The sequence below is a fragment of the Paraburkholderia monticola genome (assembly GCF_001580545.1).
In the GTDB taxonomy this organism is placed as follows: Bacteria; Pseudomonadota; Gammaproteobacteria; order Burkholderiales; family Burkholderiaceae; genus Paraburkholderia; species Paraburkholderia monticola.
In genome coordinates, this window is sequence record NZ_LRBG01000036.1 from 149,634 (window position 1) to 166,767 (window position 17,134).

The following is a 17,134-nucleotide window of genomic DNA, read 5'->3' on the forward strand; positions in this document are numbered from 1 at the left end:
GCGTCATATCCGTTCTAACCTGCTGCGTGTTCACGGGGATGGCCACCGCCGGATTTCAGTGCTGAATTGCCGCGACCGGTACCGCCGAGTTCGAGGCCGGACTGGATGACTCCGCCCAGGTGCCCCATGCTTCAGGAAACACGCCGTTTCCGCGCTTCGACCCAGCGCGGATTCAGCTCGCTTCACAGCCGGCACTGGCTGACTCGATTGCCCTTTGCATTCCAGACCTCTATTGCTCACTCGAAGTCCGATAGAGGACCCACCGCGACCACGCTGAAGGAGCATCGATGCGCGCACACGACATCATGACTGCGTCCGTCGTCACCGCCACACCGAACATGACGATCCACGATGCGGCAACACTGTTGGTCGAAAATCATATCGGTAGCATGCCGGTCGTCGGCGAGAACGGACAGGTTGTCGGGATCGTCGGCGAACGCGATCTTCTGCATCGGGTAGAGAACGGCACCTGCCACAGGAAGCGCCAGTGGTGGCTCGAACTCCTGTTGTCGTCCCCCCGGGCTCAGGCCGCGAGGTATCTGAAGGAGCACGGGCGCGTCGTCGGCGACGTGATGTGCGAAGAGGTGATTTCGATTTCAGGGGATATGCCGCTCCAGCAGATCGTGGACCTCATGGAACGTCGACGTCTCGACAGCGTGCCAGTGCTGAAGGGCGGCAAGCTGATCGGAAATGTGAGTCGCTCGAACCTGATTCGCGCTCTCGCGCGGGTTGCTCCGATCGAGGAATCGGCTTCGCGCGATGATGCGAGCCTGCGCGACGCGATCGTCCTGGCAATGCACGGGCGGAGCTGGGGGGTGCCCAAACACGGCGTGCGCGTCGAGGACGGTGTCGCGCATCTATGGGGGGTGATCGAATCCGTGGAGGAAAAGCAGGCCATCCGCATTGCGGCTGAGAGCGTGCCGGGTGTCAAGCGTGTGGAGTACCACCTCGAATTTCCAAACGTGATTCCGGCGCTGTAGTCCGCACACGGTCGCAAAGCGGCGCAGCATTGCATCGGGCAGACGGCGGCTCGGCGGCGTTGCCTGCAACGCCACCGCCTGCGCTTCGCTATCTCAACTTGCCGAGCCACAGCGCGGTGAGCGTTGAGCGACTCCCGACGTTGAATTTGGTGTAGATCGACTTGATGTGGACATGCGTCGTGTTCGGACTCTGGTCGAGCTTCTGCGCAATCTGCTTTTCCGTGAGTCCGTCGAGCAGCGCCAGCAGCACCCTTCGCTCGGACGACGTCAGGGGAGCGTCGGCGATAAGCAGGCCGTGGCTGAGCAGTTGCTGCCGGTAGTACCATCTCAGCCCATGCATCACGAAGCCCAGCAGCTCGAGATCCAACGCGGAGAAGCGGGGTGCATGCACATCGCGAAACACGAAGAGATGAATCCGCACATCGTCGTTGAGCGAGCAACGCACCTGGATGCTGTCGCCGTGACCGACTTCGAGGTAGTGACGGCGATAGTGCTCACCTTCAAACCATTCGGTGGGCATCGCCTCGAAGAGCAGGTTGGCGCAGAACGCCTCGTTCCCCGACGCGGCGACGACATGTGAGGAGTCGACGTTGCCGGCCCAGAGCGTGTCGAACTGCTCCTGCACCGAAGCGACCATCGCGGGTACCGGATGCAGGAGCCGAACCAGGCGTGGACGCCAGCCGAACAAAGGATCTTTTGGCGTGGGTGAAGGCAATCGCACCACTACGGCCCAAAGCGCATTCTGTGCCGTGACCATCGCACAGAGCGTGGTTAGCAAATGGGTCAGCGCGGCATCGCCTTCGCCTGCCGAGAACTCGGCCAGCCGATCCCACAGCGCAAAGACGTCATCGTGGACCGCTGGATTGGCGGAATTCGCGAATGGATGCATGTTGTCCCCAAGAAGAATGCGCTTCTTAGACAGTACTTCTCTAAAGGTACTGATCTTTCTGTCCATCCACAGGCCAGGCTTAATACCGTAGCGAATCCGCACCAGACAACGGTCCTTCGCGTGCGGTTCACGCCGGTCACGTCGTCGGGCAATGATCACTTTACGCCACGTCGGGCGGCCGATTCAGCCGGAGCATCGTGAATATCGCTGCGCTACCTCATCTGAAGGATCGGCGACCTATACTTTTCACGAATATGTCGTGCAACGCTATTAGCGCCGATATTTCGTATGAGGAACACTTCATGACCCGCAAGTAGATCGATTGCCGGGCGTTCCCTGAGCGAAATGAAATGTTCCATCGCGCGATCCGGGGATTCCGAAAGCGAGTGGCCGGAGGCGGCCGTACAGCACTCGGTCGCGGGGATCGAGAGTGAGGGACATTGTGCATATCCCACGTCCATGACCACACATTCGGATCTCGATCTGGTTATCGTCGGCGGTGGCATCGGCGGTGTCATCTGCTTGAAGTACGCCAAAGACGCTGGGCTCAAGACCGTGCTCCTGGAGCGCCGTGAGCGTATCGGCGGGCTGTGGCGCGATCTTCCTTCGTGGCAGGACATTCAGTTTCGCAAGGAAGACTGGACGCTCGGCAATGTCCCAGTGTCCGAAGAAAGGCAGCCGGGTATTCTGCGCAACATCGAAGCCTGGGTCGAACGGTTCGATCTCGTGCCTCAAATCGTCCTCAATGCACCGGTCACGAGCGCGCAGTCCTACGAAGGCGGTTGGCAAGTGGCAACAGACGGAGCCTTGTATCGATCGAGGTGGCTCATCGCTGCCACCGGGGGACACAATCGCCCGGTCGTTCCGCAGGTCAAGCGGAATGATTCGTCGATCACCGAATATCACTCGTTCGAGCTGCGCAATCCGGAAGAGTTGAAAGGCAAGCGCGTCACTGTCGTGGGCGGCGGCGCATCGGCATACGACCTGCTTGACTTGTGCTTCACATACGAGGCGAGCAGCATCGCGTGGGTCTATCGTTCCATCAAGTGGATGCGCCCGACGCGCCAGGTCAAATATCTCGGGACCGACATACGTCTGTTGGCGAAATACCAGATGCTTGGTCTTTCCACGAGCGCAATGAACCGTCGCATCAACGAGGACTTGCGGGCGAGGTACAAGAAAGCCGGAATCACGGAGATCATGCCGGAGGGCGACTTCGACATCCGTCGCGACCAGCTCATTCCGGGCCGGCCAGGCATGATCCGGGGCTTCCGCAGCATCGAGCGCCACCGCAGTGAAGTGCAGTCCGTCCACGGCAAGACGATTCGCCTCTCGAACGGTGAAGAGATCAGTTCGGACCTGTTGCTTTGGGGAACCGGATACGCCATGGAACTTGGCTATCTCGGGCTGGATTCGCTGACAAAGGCAAGGCGGCTGAATGAGATCTCCGCTCGCTGCTACTCCGTTTTTCGCTCGAGCGACGCCCCCAACCTTTTTCTGCTGGCACCCGGCGTGCTCGAGACAAATACCTCGACGCCCTGGGCCTACGCCCATGTGGCGAGGTCGATCATGTCCCACATCGCAGGCACCTCCGTCTTTGTGGACCCGCCGGTTCAGGATCTCACTAATCATTATGATCTGGTCAAGATGTTGGCTCTGCACGACCGGCAGAACTACCCGGTCGGGCTTTGGTACCTCAAGTATCTTTGGCTCGCGATGTTCCACCCAAAGGCGCGACCGATGCCCATCCCCTGAACTACACCGGTGGTCGTCGGCCGAGACATGGAGGCTACCCAATGGGTTCGATTGCCATTTGTTCTCAAACCCGCGCCCTTACAGGTCGATCTCGACTTGCCCGCCGCTTCTCGGCAGGCGCCGAACACCGCGCGGTACGCAGCATTCTGGGCAACTGGCCTGACGGCCGTTGTCCCTCTCCAGTGACTTCAAATACCGTAGCAACACGAACGGCAAACCGAAGGGGCGTTGGATATGGCACACCAATCGAAGTCCGGGCTGACGTATGAGTCTGAATCTACGGGGCTGTTGATCGTCGATCCGTATAACGACTTCCTGTCGGAGGGCGGCAAGCTCTACGAACTGAGCCGCTCGACCCTCGAAGCCAATGATGTCGTCGAACATATGCGGCAGGTGCTCGCCGCGGCTCGCGCGGCTGGCTTGCAGGTCTTTATCGCCCCCCACCATCGCTGGCGCGACGGTGATTTGCATAGTCATTGGAAGACGATTCCGCCGATTGGGGCCGCTGCCGACAAGAGCCGCGTTTTCGCCGACGGCACGTGGGGCGGCAGCTTTCACCCCGGTTTCGAGCCGCGCCCCGGTGAGGTCGTGGCCCAGGAACATTGGCTCTCGAGCGGATTCGCGAATACGGATCTCGACCTGCAACTGAAGAAGCACGGCGTGCGCAAGGTCATCGTGATCGGGATGCGGGCCAACACGTGTATCGAGTCCACCGTGCGCTTTGCCGCCGAACTCGGTTACGAAGTCACGCTGGTGAAAGACGCGATCGGCAGCTTCGGTCACGCCGAGATGGACGCCACGCTCCAGTACAACATGCCGTCTTACGCAAACGCCATCGTCTCGACCGACGAGATCCTCGCAACACTGTCAGTCTGAGGGCCTTGAGATCGACGAACGTCGTCCGTACCCATCGCGGCACGTATTTTGCGTCCTGTCCAGACCTGACAGCGAAGGGGAGGACATGATGACATTGGCCATTTATCTGATCGGTTGGCTGATCTTCGTTGGGGGCGTTGCGTGGGCTCTTATCAGCATGCACGTGGCCCAACACTACGTCTTGATCGCCGCGGTCATTCTGGTGGGCATCGGCGTTATCACGGGCGCGACGCACGCACGGAGTCGCGATCGTTCCTCATAGGAGTCGAGGTTGGGGGACGAACAATCACGATGACACCCTCGCCGGCGGCAACCTGATTGTCGCCATCGACAAAGGCTTCACCGGTGCGCGAGATCACCGTCGAGAGCAACACGGAGCCGGAAGGCGACTGCACGGTCGCATCTTTGGCGCCCATGTTCAACGCGACGAAGAGTCGTTGATTGCGATATCGCCGTTCATAAGTCAGCACGTCGCCGTAGGCGGCGATGTTCTCTATTGCGCCGCACATTAGCGCGGTGTTGCTGCGCCGCAAGCTCAGCAGCCGGCGATAGAGCGTCAACATGCTCGACGGGTCGCCCTCCTGGTCGCGCACGCTCGTCGTCGTAGCAATCGGCAACCAGGGTCTGCCGTCCGTAAAGCCTGCATTTGGCAGCGAACTGTCCCATTGCATTGGCGTGCGCTCGGGATCTCGCCCCTGACCAATGCCGGGTTGCCGAACCTCGGCAGGATCCTGAATTTGGTCTGGTGCGATATCGCCATCCGTCATGCCGATTTCATCGCCGTAGTAAAGCGTCGGCGTTCCTCTGAGTGTCAGCAGAAGTACAGCGGCCACACACGCCTGTGCCATGCCCACGCGCGAGGCGATGCGGGAATTGTCGTGGTTTCCGAGCACCCAGTTCGGCCAGGCGTGCTCGGGCAGGGCGTTGTCGTAGTCCCGGATCATGTTGGCGATTCCGGCAGCGTTCCATCTAGCATTGAGCAACTGAAAATTGAACGGCATGTCCGCGCCGTCGCCGTGCGCGCCGTAATATTTGAGCAATTGCGGAACAGGCAGGTAAATCTCGCCGATCAGCACGCGATCACCATATTCGTTCAGTGTGGCCCGCATCGAACGGACGATGTCATGCACTTCCGGCTGGTCTTCCGTGTAACTTTGCAATAGCCGATGATGGGCCGGCTCGCCCACCACATAGTTGGGATTCGCAGGGTTGTCGCGGTATTGCGCGTCCTTGATCAACAGCCACAGCACGTCGACGCGAAATCCGTCGACGCCGCGATCCAGCCAGAAGCGCAGAGCAACATCCATCGCGCGGCGAACTTGGGGGTTCCTCCAGTTCAGGTCGGGCTGTTCGGGCAGAAACGCGTGATAGTAGTACTGCCCCGTCAACGGGTCCCACTCCCACGCCGAGCCGCCCATACGGCTTAACCAGTTGTTCGGCGGTCCGCCATCGGGCGCGGGATCGCGCCACAGATACCAGTCCCGTTGCGGACTGTCCCGCGACGAGCGGCTTGCCTCGAACCACGGGTGCCGGTTCGACGAGTGATTCGGCACGAAGTCGAGCAGCACCTTGAGCCCAAGCCGATGGGCCTGGCCCATCAATTGCTCGAACTCGTCCAGAGTGCCGAATAGCGGGTCGATGCCGCAGTAATCTGTGACGTCGTAGCCAAAATCGGCCATGGGCGACGCATAGATCGGGGAGATCCACACTGCGTCAATCCCCAGCGTCGCAACATATTCGAGTCGCGCGCCGATACCGGGCAGATCACCGACGCCGTCGCCGTTGCTGTCCTGAAACGAGCGGGGATAGATCTGGTAGATCACACTGCGTTGCCACCACGGCATCTGCGACATCGCCGTTCCTTTTCACGATTGTCTGTTTTGGCGTCACATGCGGATCCTATGCTCAATGACCTCTGGTACAAGAACGCGATCATCTATTGCCTTTCGGTAGGCACGTTCATGGACGCCAACGGCGACGGCGTCGGCGACTTCCAGGGTCTCATGCGCAGGCTTGACTATCTGCAGGGTCTCGGCATGACGACGATCTGGCTCATGCCCTTCCATCCGTCGCCCGGACGCGATCACGGCTACGACGTCTGCGACTATTACAACGTAGATTCGAAGTACGGCACGCTCGGTGACTTCGCCGAATTCACCCACGCGTGTGCCCAGCGGGGTTTGCGCGTGATCATCGACCTCGTGGTCAATCACACGTCCGACCAGCACCCCTGGTTCGTGCAAGCACGCAGCGATCCCGAGTCGAAATATCGCGACTGGTATGTATGGTCAGATTACAAACCGCCCGATGCCGAACGCGGCGTCGCGTTTCCGGGTATTCAGAAGTCGACCTGGAGTTTCGACAAGCGGGCAAGACGTTGGTACTTTCATCGCTTCTATGATTTCCAACCGGACCTGAACACCTCGAATCCTCATGTGCAGGCTGAATTGCTGAAGATCATGGGCTTCTGGATTCAGCTTGGAGTTTCCGGATTCCGCATGGACGCGGTGCCATTTGTCATCGCGAAGAAGGGCCCCAAGGTACGCAGAACGGTCGAGCAATATGACATGTTGCGGACCTTTCGCGAATCTCTGCAGTGGCGCGAGGGCGACGCGATCATTCTGGCGGAAGCCAATGTGCTGCCCGATACCGACCTTCAATACTTCGGCGACGCCGGCGAGCGCTTGCCAATGATGTTCAACTTCCAACTCAACCAGAACACGTTTTACACGCTCGCAACGGGCGACACGGCACCATTGAAGAAGGCGCTCCTTGCGACCAAACCGCGACCGCCGAGTGCGCAGTGGGGCGTATTTCTGCGCAATCACGACGAACTCGATCTGGGACGCCTGACGCCCGAGCAGCGTGCGATCGTGTTTGCCGCGTTCGCGCCGGACCCCGACATGCAGCTATATGGGCGTGGCATTCGCCGCAGACTTGCGCCAATGCTGTCGGGCGACCGACGCCGGCTCGAGCTTGCCTATAGCCTGATGATGAGTTTGCCGGGCACGCCCGTGTTCCGTTACGGCGACGAGATCGGCATGGGCGACGACCTGCGGCGGCCCGAGCGCGAATGTGCGCGCACGCCGATGCAATGGTCGAACGAGCCACAAGGTGGCTTCACCAAGCATCCAAAGCCGCCCGTCGCCACGATCTCGGACGGAGCTTACGGCTTCGAACGGGTCAACGTCGCGAAGCAGCGGCGCGATCCAGATTCGTTTCTCAACTGGATGGAGCGGATGATTCGCATGCGCCGGGAGGTGCCGGAGATTAGCTGGGGTGACTTCGAGGTGCTTCGCACCTCGCGAAACGACGTGCTCGCGCTGCGTTATGACTGGCGTAACAATTCGGTGCTGTTCCTGCATAACTTCGGCGCCGAGGCGTGCACCGTCAAATTCCGCTGCGGCCGCAAGGATCTGGATGGCGAACCGCTGATCAATCTCCTCTCCGACGACCACAGCGCGGCAGCCGATGGCGGCCGCCACGCGGTGGTGCTCGAGCCGTTTGGATACCGGTGGTATCGCATCGGCGGCCTTGATTATCTGCTCAGGCGTACCGAGGCGTAGTCAGGCCGGGGGGAACGGATGCTTGTCCAGAAGCTTGCGTCGCGCGAAACGACCATCGGATGACGCTTGCGGCGCTGGTGCACGGCGACAGATGCCCCGACCGCGTTCCTTTGTGCGACGCAGCAATTTGTGCTATAATTTTAGGCAGTGGTTTTCCTGCGCTGTTTTTCTTGCGCTGTTCCAACCGGCCCGCCGTGCAAGCGGGCTGCGTTCCTTGCTCGTTGCGAGCCTGCAATTCGTCCCTGCCTGCAGCCGTAAGTTTTCGTGGCTCATCGGTCGCAGCGTGGGGCGCCGATGCTCTCGCCATCGCCGGGCAAAACTCCAGGAGAAGATATGGCATTTTTGGATCGGGAAGATTCAGGGCAAGACACGGTCTTCGCGCCGAAGACCTTGGGCCGACGCACCTCGAAGGGCAAGGCCACCGCAGCTTTGCTACCGGTCGAAGCTGTGTCCACGGAGTCGCAGAACGAAGAGCGGCAGCGCCAGATGCGCGCACTCATCCAGTTGGGAAAGGAGCGCGGCTACCTGACCCACGCCGAAATCAACGACCATTTGCCGGACAACTTCGCGCAGACCGCTGCCATCGAAACCATTGTCAGCACCTTCAATGACATGGGCGTGGCGGTCTACGAACAGGCGCCCGACGCGGAGACGCTGCTTCTGAGCGACGCTGCGCCGGCAGCCGTATCGGACGAGCAGACCGAGGAGGAAGCAGAAGTGGCGCTTTCCACGGTCGATTCGGAATTCGGGCGCACGACCGATCCGGTCCGCATGTACATGCGTGAAATGGGCGCGACCGAATTGTTGACCCGCGCCGGCGAGGTTGAGATTGCCAAGCGCATCGAAGACGGCCTTCAGGAAATGATCCAGGCGATCGCGGCCTGCCCGGCAACGGTCGCCACGATCCTGGCGCATGTCGAGCAAATCGAGGCCGGTGAACTGCGCATCGATGAATTGGTGGACGGTCTGAACGAAGAGTCGGCGGCAGCCGACCCGTCAGTGTCCGATCTGGATGACGTACCAGACACCGACGCCAATACCGCCGATAGCGACGACGAAGCCGACGAGGACAGCGAGATCGGACCGGGAGATTCGGCCAAGGCAAACGAAGCGCGGCTGAAACAGCTCACGAGCGACAGCCTCGCCATATTTGCGCGAGTGCGCGAGTTGTTCGATCAGATTCCGCGTGCCGACAGCGCGCAAGGCAAGGGCCGCGCGAACTTCGCACGCGTGTGCGAGGCGATCCAGCGCGAACTGGCGCCCATTCGCTTCACGGCGCGAACCATCGATCGGCTGTGTGGCGACGTGCAGCAACAGGTTGCGCAGGTGCGCGCGGTCGAGCGGCGCATTCTGGCGATTGCCGTCGACCAGTGCGGCATGCCGCGCGAGAAATTCGTCGAGTCGTTTCCGGGACATGAAACCGATCTGGGGTGGGTCGGCCGCAGCGCCGCGGCATCGCGCAAGTACGGCGCCGCGCTCGAACGCAGTCTGCCGGCGATTCAGGCCGAACAGCAAAAGCTGATCGAAGTCGAAACGAACGCGGTACTGCCGTTGCAACAGTTAAAGAAGATCAACCGGCAGATGATGGCGGCCGAGTCGAAAATGCGGCAGGCTAAGCGCGAAATGATCGAGGCCAACCTGCGCCTCGTGATCTCCATCGCGAAGAAGTACGTGAACCGCGGCATGCATTTTCTGGATCTGATTCAGGAAGGCAATATCGGCTTGATGAAGGCCGTCGACAAATTCGAATATCGACGCGGCTGGAAGTTTTCGACCTACGCAACGTGGTGGGTCAGGCAAGCCGTCACGCGTTCGCTCGCGGATCAGGCGCGCACGATTCGCGTGCCGGTGCATATGGTCGAGTCGATCAACAAGCTCAACCGTATTTCACGCGAAATCCTGCAGCAGACCGGACAGGAGCCGCATCCTGCCGTGCTGGCGCATCGCATGGAACTGACTGAAGAGAAGGTTCGCGGCATGCTGAAGGTCGCGAGGCAACCCGTGTCGCTCGAGACGCCGGTGGGCGAGGACGCCGACGCGACGCTGGGCGATCTGATCGAAGATCCGACGGCGGCATCGCCCGCGGAGGCCGCGGTTCAGGCGAACCTGCGCTCCGCGATCGATGAGGCGCTCGACGCGCTGTCGCCGCGTGAGGCGAAGGTGCTGCGGATGCGTTTCGGGATCGATACGACGTCGGACCATACGCTCGAGGAGTTGGGCAAACAGTTCGACCTGACGCGCGAGCGGATTCGGCAGATTGAAAGCAAGGCGATGCGAAAACTGATGCACCCGAGCCGTGCCGACAAGCTGCGGCAGTTTCTCGACCGTTGATCCATCGAGCAGGGCGGCAGTTCGAACGGTTTTGAAATCAGGGATTAAAGAACGCGAGGACAGCGGAGTAAAACCGGGTCACCCGCCAGGCTGATCCCTGGCTTTTGCGAGTGTTTGAAGAGTATTGGGCCAACATCGTTTATCCGGTGTTGGCTTTTTTTTCGGCTGCAGCTTCTGAACCCATCGTGGCCTGCCGTTTCCCTGGTCAACGCCGCGGATGATCGTGCTACGATGGCCATTGCCAGGGTGTTGGAGGTAAATATCATGGCTACATTTGGTATCGACGCAGTGCGCATGGACCCTTCGAACGACAGGATCACGCACGTGCGCTGGGCTGCGGTCGACCCGGCGACCCGTGAGTGGTCGTCGGCAACTTCAATCGCCGATGTGGGCCAGGTTGTCGACGCGATCCACCGCGGCGACGCTGTCTGGTCAGTTTTCACACTCGGCGGCACGCGTTTTCTCGGGCCGAAAATCATTGTGGTCTCACACGTCAACGGGCACGACGGAATCAACACCGACGTCCCCGAGGGCCACATCGAGAAATGCATTGACGACTTGCCGCATATTTAGACTGCGCGAGGTGTTTGCGATCTATCTGTTGGCATCAGCCTCGCACCGCGTCCCTGCGTCATGACCGCGGCGCCTCGCCCGCACCGCCTTCGTTCTTTTCATCCGCGGGGCTGGCCGCGCCTTGCGCCTGAACCTGAACCTGACCCTGACCCGGAGGCACCGCCCGCGCCAGCGCAGCTTCCGCGGCGGCCGCCTTCTGCTCATGAAGCAACGACGGCGTCAGGAAACACCCCATCACGGCGGACAGAATGATAAAAATCGCCGCGGCGTCGACGAGGAACCCGAAGCGGACGAAGATGTAAAAGCAGCCCAGCACATTCAGCAGGTGCAGCGACACGCCGACCAGCGTGATGCCCTTCGGAAAGGTCTTCACGAACGTCGAGAACCGCGTGCTCTTGCGCGGCACGTACCAGACGATCAGCAGCCCGACTGCCATGATGAAACCCGTCTCCACCCATTTCAGCCAGGTGGGACGGCGCAGGAAGCGTCCCTCGAAGATCGTCTCGATCACCTGAGCCTGAATCTCGATGCCCGGCACCAGTTCGCCGAGCGGCGTCGTGCGCATGTCGGTCACGCCCGCGCCGGTCAGACCGACCAGCACGAGTTTGTCGCGAAAGCGCTGCGGATCGACCTTGCCTTGCAGGACGTCGCGCGCTGACACGTAGCGGTCCAGCGTGGAGCGGATCGACGCGAAGTGCAGCCAGATGTCGCCGCCTGGTTGCGTGGGCACCTGGACATCCGCGACGCCGACAGCCTGCACGCCCGCGTTGTCGGCAGAGACGTCGATGGCCGGCGAACCGGTCGCGACGCGCAGCATTTCGATCGGCAGGCTCGGCACGAGTTTGTCGCCGAGACCCATGACGAGCGGCAAGTGCCGGACCACGCCCAGTTCGAGCGCGACGCTCAGCAGCGCTTGCCCATGCGCCGCCGCCTGCAGTACCGGCAGGCTCGCGAGCACATACTCGAAGCGTCGCACGCGATCGAGCGGATCGCTGCCATGCAGCAGGACCGGCGCGCTACGCAGCGCGGTACGGGTGGCGAACGCGGCGTGATCGAGCGCGGCCGCGCCGAGGACGGTCGGCGCGGCGTGCAATGACTGCGCGAGGATCTCGTCATGCGTGGGTAGCGCGCGCAGCGCGGCGGCGAGCGTCGTGGTGCCGGGCGGCAGATTGTCGGCGACGCGCTCGGGAGACGTTTGATCCGGCTCCGGCATGTAGATGTCGAGTCCGATCGCAAGCGGCTTCTGCGCCGCGATCGCGTCGACGAGACCGGCGAGCCGGTTGCGCGGCCACGGCCACTGGCCGACGCTCGCGAGCGTCTCCTCGTCGATCTCGACGATGATCACCGGCTGGGTGGTCGGCATGCGCGGGTAGTGGCGCTGGTACTGATCGAACAGCAGCTGCCGCGCCGACTTGAACGAATCCGGCAGCGCGTCGTCGACCGTATCGACGAACGATGGACGCGGGATGTCGCTCGGCCATTCGCTGATCAGGTTCAGCAGGCTCAGGCCGAACAGGATCGTCAATGCCAGCGGCCGCCCCTGAGACGCCCTCGCCAGGTTGCCGATCCGCGCGCGCCAGAGGTCGTAGAGGCGTTTCATGGCGGGCAAGGGCGGTCAGCGGTGCCGGGCGGGGTGCGTCATTGAATGGTGATGACGACCCGTCGGTTCATGCGGTTGGGCACGCCGTCTGGCGTCTGGACCAGTGGCTCGCGTTTGCCGCGCCAGGTGGTTTCGATCTGCTTCGCGGGAATGCCTTCCTTGATCAGGAATGCCACGGCGCTTTGGGCCCGCCGCATCGACAGCCGGTCGTTGAACTCCTGTGAGCCCGCCAGATCGGTGTGGCCGATCACGACGACCTGAGGCGCGGGCCAGGTCGCCAGCACCGCTTTCATCTTCTGGACCGTGGCGGGCGACTCCGGCGCCAGCTCGGTCGCGGAGTCGAACAGGAAGAACAGCGTGAAGGTCATCGGGCGAGGCGGGCGCGCCGCGAGCAGATCGCTATAGCGCGTTTCCACATCCTGCTGGCTGTCCATCGTCGTTTCGATCTTGCCGCTCTGCGCGACGTCGACGCCGGCGTAAGCCTTGTCGATGGTGCGCTCGCCGCTCGCGCTATGAACCACGACCGCGCCGACCTTGCCGTCGGGATCGGGTAACAGGATGATCTTGTCCGGCGGCGTACTGCACCCGGCCAGCCATCCCAGCACGACGAGCGTCGCCGCTGGCGCGACGCGCCCACGTCGGATCGCGGCTTTCAATGCGTCGTCTCCCCTTGGTCGCCTACTTCGATGATGAACTGCGTGCCGCGCACGCCCAACGTGGTGGTCGGCGTGCTGAAGCGAACCGAGTCGGGATTCGCCTTGGCCAGCTTGCCGGAGATCACGGCGAGCGATCCGCGTTTGACGCTCGCATGGAGCTCGCCGCCATAGGTCGTGCTGTCGAAGGCGAACCGGTCGAGTTCGAGCGTGGTGTTGGCGCCGGCCGAAAGCTGGGTGGTGTCGCGCAGCGTGATGCCGACCGACGATTCCGGGCCGGTCACGACGCGGTCGCGGCTGTACACGTCGCTGCCGATGACCGCCGACGCATTCCCGCCCGATCGCTCGATCCGCACCGTTCCCTTGACGGTCTTGACGACGCCGGCGACATCGGAGGCGACGGCCGGCGCGGTCGCCGACGTGGAATCGGAGGCGGCCGGGTCGGCGGCGAGCGTGGCAGTGGCGGTGAGAGCGCTAAAGGCGATGACGGCAGGGGCCGCCAGGCCGCACGCAAAAGTCACGACACGGGTGATGGATGGGGCACGCATCGGTGGCACCTGCTGGCGAAAACGCTAATTCCACGCGGCAGCGCGGCTAGCCGATGTCGACGTGGGACTGTGACCGATATTGACCGACTGCTCGCGGCTTGGGACAGGTGTTGGGTCTGCGCAAACTGCGGCCTTTGAAACCCGGGCTTCGTTGGTGCGGCAGCGAGCAGAATAGGATGCCCGGCGCGGATCGCTCTGTGCGGTTCCCCGCATATCATGGCCAGCACTTCCAGTGCGCGCCGGATATCAGCACAGTGAGCCTGTGTGGCTAGAACGCAAATCGCGGAGCGCCGCACGCGTTTGTTGCGGAACACTTCGAAACGAGCGTTTCTGTTGTGAGATGTCCCCGCGTCCGATGAAGCAGCGGCGGTCCGATCGGCTTGACGCTAACGACCGATTCGGAACGCCGGTGCGGTGGGTGTCGGTCGCCGATCGGGCCGGATGTGTTCGGGGCGAGAGGTGGGCGGATCGCCGACGCGCGCAAGGCCCGAAAAGTCGAGACTGAACGAGCGAAGCACGGTGGCGTGTGGTTCACGAGCCGGAATAGGGATTGCAGAAGCTGACAGGTCCGACGCAGGTCGAAGGATCCGCCGGAGCGATCTTTGGTGTTTTGTGGCCGGCCTCGGTCGCGCCTTTCATTTCAGTGCCCAGGCCACTGTCCGTGTTTGGCTGGGGAGGCGTGGCGGCTTGTTGCTCTGCGTCCTCAGCGGCTATTTTCGCCTCCGCAGCCTGGATATCGGCAGGATAGTTCACGTCGTTGACGGTCGCCGGATTGTATCCGGCCTGTTCGAGCCGGATGAGGTCGGCGCGGACCTGCGCTCGGGTCAGCGGGACGGACGCGGACTGCGCAAATGTTGCTGTGGAACCGACGAGCGCACTGAGCGTCAACGCCAGCAGGGCGAGCTTTTTCATGATCTTGACTCCTTCCAACAGGGGACCCGGGTTGCCGGGAAACGAGTGAAGCACGTTGAGGTGTGGCTCAGGAGCCGGAGTAGATATTGCAGAAACTGACGGGTCCAACGCAGGCCGACGGACCCGAAGAAGGCATGTTCCGTTTGACGTGGCCGGCATCGCTCGTGCCTGTCGCCGCAGTTCCCATCCCACCGTCGCTGTTTTGCTGCTTGAGTCGTGCGACCTGCTGTTGAAAGATCGGCGCAACGTCGGGGTACGACGTCTCACTCACGAAGTTCAGACCGTTGTGTTCGGCTTCGATCAACTCCTGCCGCACCTGTGCCCGGGTTTTTTCCTGAGCCTGCGCGTTCATCGCGCTGCCCGCTCCGGCGACGAGCATCAGGGCGAAAATCATGGTTCGTTTGTTCACTTGGGACTCCGATATAAGTGTTGGGCGTTTGCTCGTTCTGCATCATGATCGGCACAAAGCCACCGTGCTCTGCTCGACGTGAGGGGACCGAAACGCGGCGGTCATCATCAGTGCGCTCACACCACGGTAAACCACGGGTGTGCGCCGCTTATTCCCGAAGCCGCCAGGAATTTGGAAAAACTTGATGTCCAGGTGACCGCGTCACGCGGGCATGGGCCCGGCGCGGGAAAAGCCTTCACCTGCACGCCGACGGGGCAGGGAATAACCGGCGCATGCTCGCGGTATTACAGGCATGGCATCGGAAATGGGAGATCGAAATGGACATCATCGACATGGCCCGTGCGTCGGGATTGACCGTTATCCTCGATGGCAGGATTGGCCGCGAGGAATACCGCAGCGTATGCGGTTCGGTATCGGCGTTACAGCGGTTCGCCGAGTCGCTACGGGTATCGGCGTCACATCAGGATGACGGCGCCCCGCGTCGGTCATCGGCGGGCAGCGTGTTTGGACGGTTACGCCGGCGCATCGGCAGACTTGCGAGAATAACGGGCGCCACGTTGCCCCCCGCCCGGCGCGTGTCCCGCTTCGTTCATCGGAGTCGGATGTGAGAGGTTGATTTCGGATGTCGCCGCTCGACCTCGCCAGCATCGCGATTGGCAAGGTCGTTGTGTTGGGCATTGCCAAAGAAGTACGTGGGGGAAGGTATTAAAGCAACAACTAGAGTATCAATGACCCCCTTGCCGCCTCTTTGCCAGGCGCGGGCAGGTCAGTCGGACGCTGGATGCTTTCTCTCGGAAAGACGAGCTGGTACCGCTTTTCGAGCTCGTGGGCAGTCTCCGCAGCCTTGGCCCATTGTCGCGCCATGTCGAGATCGAAGTCCCCGGGCCCGTAACTCCGCTCTGGATTATCGGAAAGAAGTTGGAGGCTGCCGTTACGGCTTTTGCTGCGCTCGTAAAAGTACTGCTTGCCGTCCATCGCTCGCCAATACACGTCCCCAACGATCTCCCGGTAAGACTGAAGCCTCAGGCGCAGGCGCGCATAGCGAAAGTCCTGGTCGGCCGCCTCGGATTGCAAGCCAAACTGGATCATCAGGAAGTGGTAAGCGGTAAGCTCATTGATGAGGACGTTGATGATGCTTTCGACCTGATTGGGGTCGAACTCGATGAGATCGCGGATTGCCTTGCGCGCGCTTTCAAGGGTGAGGAACATCATATAGACGACGCTTTTCAAGGCTTCGTGCCAAGGGTCATCGGGGCTGCCGCCGGTCAATGGAGCGTCTATCCTGGTCATGATTCTCAGGGTGTCTCTCATCGCCTTGAAGTAGGTATAGAAAGCTGTCACGTTCGTCACGACCCTGACCTCAAGGACGCGAAGATCCGCCGCGTTGTGATCGAACACGGGCGTGTAGTCCTCGGTCGCATCGAAATGACTGAACGCGTGCCGGATCCGCTCGACCATCTGCGGATCAGGCGGCCCGTGAAGGTCGACATTGAATGCCTCCACATATCGTCTTGCGACGTCTGTTATCGCAAAGACGCGGCAGATGGTGCCGATCTCACAGGCGAACAGATCGACGATGCCTATGCGCGCACTGCCCGATTGATATGCCCACGCGGTCACGCCGCACGCAAGTGCGATGACAGGACCGATCAGGCTCGAGACAGCGAATAGCGAGTCGCCAAACAAGCGTATCCATGGCCAGAGATTCTTCGCCCCAGCCACTACTTTCCAGTTGTCGGAAATGGTGTGCCAGTAAGAGAAAATAATCGCCAGGAGGCTCCCGAGACCGGACACATAGACTGTCGCCCAGGTGATCAGCCGAAGGTCGGCGACATGCTGCGACTTACCCAGCCGGTTCAACGTCTCGGCGGCCCGCTTCTCGCCTGAACGCCGCACCAGCCATCCGGGGACAACCGCGATCATGGGCATGATTGCCTCCGTCTTTTTCGACGCTAGTCATTCGCGAGGGACGCTCAGAATGTAAGCGCCTTCGGAGTGACGGTATAGGTTAGACGACCCCGTCAGGCAGTTTTTCCAACTGC

At 61.5% G+C, this 17,134-nt stretch carries 14 protein-coding genes; 6 read left to right on the forward strand and 8 right to left on the reverse strand.

Going from position 1 to position 17,134, the window contains the following annotated elements:
- The first annotated feature begins 287 nt into the window (after positions 1-287).
- Positions 288-980, forward strand: coding sequence for a CBS domain-containing protein (locus CI15_RS23755; RefSeq protein WP_062132025.1), 693 nt, complete (start codon positions 288-290; stop codon positions 978-980).
- 88 nt (positions 981-1,068) lie between these two features.
- On the opposite strand, the gene CI15_RS23760 is transcribed toward CI15_RS23755, so the two are convergent.
- Positions 1,069-1,869 (reverse strand): helix-turn-helix transcriptional regulator, encoded by an 801-nt coding sequence (locus tag CI15_RS23760; RefSeq protein ID WP_062132028.1) that lies wholly within the window; start codon positions 1,867-1,869, stop codon positions 1,069-1,071.
- A gap of 459 nt (positions 1,870-2,328) precedes the next feature.
- Between CI15_RS23760 and CI15_RS23765 the strand changes: the two genes are divergently transcribed.
- Positions 2,329-3,624 (forward strand): NAD(P)-binding domain-containing protein, encoded by a 1,296-nt coding sequence (locus tag CI15_RS23765; protein ID WP_062132031.1) that lies wholly within the window; start codon positions 2,329-2,331, stop codon positions 3,622-3,624.
- A 234-nt stretch (positions 3,625-3,858) separates the two neighbouring features.
- A complete protein-coding gene (locus tag CI15_RS23770) occupies positions 3,859-4,500 on the forward strand; it encodes a cysteine hydrolase family protein (protein WP_062132034.1) in 642 nt (213 codons plus the stop codon).
- 218 nt (positions 4,501-4,718) lie between these two features.
- Here the strand turns inward: CI15_RS23770 and CI15_RS23775 are convergent, their stop codons facing one another.
- The gene (locus CI15_RS23775) at positions 4,719-6,353 is read right to left on the reverse strand and encodes an alpha-amylase family glycosyl hydrolase (protein ID WP_062132037.1); all 1,635 of its coding nucleotides are present in this window, start codon (positions 6,351-6,353) and stop codon (positions 4,719-4,721) included.
- Positions 6,354-6,401: 48 nt separating this feature from the next.
- Between CI15_RS23775 and CI15_RS23780 the strand changes: the two genes are divergently transcribed.
- From CI15_RS23780 to CI15_RS23790, 3 genes are all read left to right on the forward strand, one after another.
- Entirely contained in the window at positions 6,402-8,066 is a 1,665-nt protein-coding gene (locus tag CI15_RS23780) for an alpha-amylase family protein (protein ID WP_062132040.1), read from the forward strand.
- A gap of 333 nt (positions 8,067-8,399) precedes the next feature.
- The gene (gene rpoD, locus CI15_RS23785) at positions 8,400-10,397 is read left to right on the forward strand and encodes an RNA polymerase sigma factor RpoD (protein WP_062132043.1); all 1,998 of its coding nucleotides are present in this window, start codon (positions 8,400-8,402) and stop codon (positions 10,395-10,397) included.
- Positions 10,398-10,661: 264 nt separating this feature from the next.
- Positions 10,662-10,970, forward strand: coding sequence for a hypothetical protein (locus CI15_RS23790; protein ID WP_062132166.1), 309 nt, complete (start codon positions 10,662-10,664; stop codon positions 10,968-10,970).
- A gap of 58 nt (positions 10,971-11,028) precedes the next feature.
- Here the strand turns inward: CI15_RS23790 and CI15_RS23795 are convergent, their stop codons facing one another.
- From CI15_RS23795 to CI15_RS23820, 6 genes are all read right to left on the reverse strand, one after another.
- Positions 11,029-12,570, reverse strand: coding sequence for a CHASE2 domain-containing protein (locus tag CI15_RS23795; RefSeq protein WP_082814278.1), 1,542 nt, complete (start codon positions 12,568-12,570; stop codon positions 11,029-11,031).
- A 38-nt stretch (positions 12,571-12,608) separates the two neighbouring features.
- Positions 12,609-13,226, reverse strand: a complete 618-nt coding sequence (locus tag CI15_RS23800; RefSeq protein WP_062132046.1) for an OmpA family protein — start codon at positions 13,224-13,226, stop codon at positions 12,609-12,611.
- The gene (locus CI15_RS23805; protein ID WP_075643761.1) at positions 13,223-13,771 is read right to left on the reverse strand and encodes a FecR family protein; all 549 of its coding nucleotides are present in this window, start codon (positions 13,769-13,771) and stop codon (positions 13,223-13,225) included. The genes CI15_RS23800 and CI15_RS23805 overlap by 4 nt, the downstream gene beginning before the upstream one ends.
- A 531-nt stretch (positions 13,772-14,302) precedes the next feature.
- Positions 14,303-14,683, reverse strand: a complete 381-nt coding sequence (locus tag CI15_RS23810) for a DUF4148 domain-containing protein (RefSeq protein ID WP_062132050.1) — start codon at positions 14,681-14,683, stop codon at positions 14,303-14,305.
- 67 nt (positions 14,684-14,750) lie between these two features.
- Positions 14,751-15,077 carry a DUF4148 domain-containing protein gene (locus CI15_RS23815; protein WP_062132052.1) on the reverse strand — a complete coding sequence of 109 codons (327 nt, stop codon included), beginning with the start codon at positions 15,075-15,077 and terminating at the stop codon, positions 14,751-14,753.
- A gap of 732 nt (positions 15,078-15,809) precedes the next feature.
- Positions 15,810-17,021 (reverse strand): hypothetical protein, encoded by a 1,212-nt coding sequence (locus CI15_RS23820; RefSeq protein ID WP_062132054.1) that lies wholly within the window; start codon positions 17,019-17,021, stop codon positions 15,810-15,812.
- Positions 17,022-17,134: the final 113 nt, after the last annotated feature.

Excerpts from the sequence above, each read along its gene's own strand:
- CI15_RS23770 (WP_062132034.1), top strand. The coding sequence starts at position 3,859 with ATGGCACACCAATCGAAGTCCGGGCTGACGTATGAGTCTGAATCTACG.
- CI15_RS23815 (WP_062132052.1), bottom strand. The coding sequence starts at position 15,077 with ATGATTTTCGCCCTGATGCTCGTCGCCGGAGCGGGCAGCGCGATGAAC.
- CI15_RS23765 (WP_062132031.1), top strand. The coding sequence starts at position 2,329 with ATGACCACACATTCGGATCTCGATCTGGTTATCGTCGGCGGTGGCATC.
- CI15_RS23775 (WP_062132037.1), bottom strand. The coding sequence starts at position 6,353 with ATGTCGCAGATGCCGTGGTGGCAACGCAGTGTGATCTACCAGATCTAT.
- CI15_RS23795 (WP_082814278.1), bottom strand. The coding sequence starts at position 12,570 with ATGAAACGCCTCTACGACCTCTGGCGCGCGCGGATCGGCAACCTGGCG.
- rpoD (WP_062132043.1), top strand. The coding sequence starts at position 8,400 with ATGGCATTTTTGGATCGGGAAGATTCAGGGCAAGACACGGTCTTCGCG.
- CI15_RS23790 (WP_062132166.1), top strand. The coding sequence starts at position 10,662 with ATGGCTACATTTGGTATCGACGCAGTGCGCATGGACCCTTCGAACGAC.
- CI15_RS23805 (WP_075643761.1), bottom strand. The coding sequence starts at position 13,771 with ATGCGTGCCCCATCCATCACCCGTGTCGTGACTTTTGCGTGCGGCCTG.
- CI15_RS23780 (WP_062132040.1), top strand. The coding sequence starts at position 6,402 with ATGCTCAATGACCTCTGGTACAAGAACGCGATCATCTATTGCCTTTCG.
- CI15_RS23760 (WP_062132028.1), bottom strand. The coding sequence starts at position 1,869 with ATGCATCCATTCGCGAATTCCGCCAATCCAGCGGTCCACGATGACGTC.
- CI15_RS23755 (WP_062132025.1), top strand. The coding sequence starts at position 288 with ATGCGCGCACACGACATCATGACTGCGTCCGTCGTCACCGCCACACCG.
- CI15_RS23810 (WP_062132050.1), bottom strand. The coding sequence starts at position 14,683 with ATGAAAAAGCTCGCCCTGCTGGCGTTGACGCTCAGTGCGCTCGTCGGT.
- CI15_RS23820 (WP_062132054.1), bottom strand. The coding sequence starts at position 17,021 with ATGCCCATGATCGCGGTTGTCCCCGGATGGCTGGTGCGGCGTTCAGGC.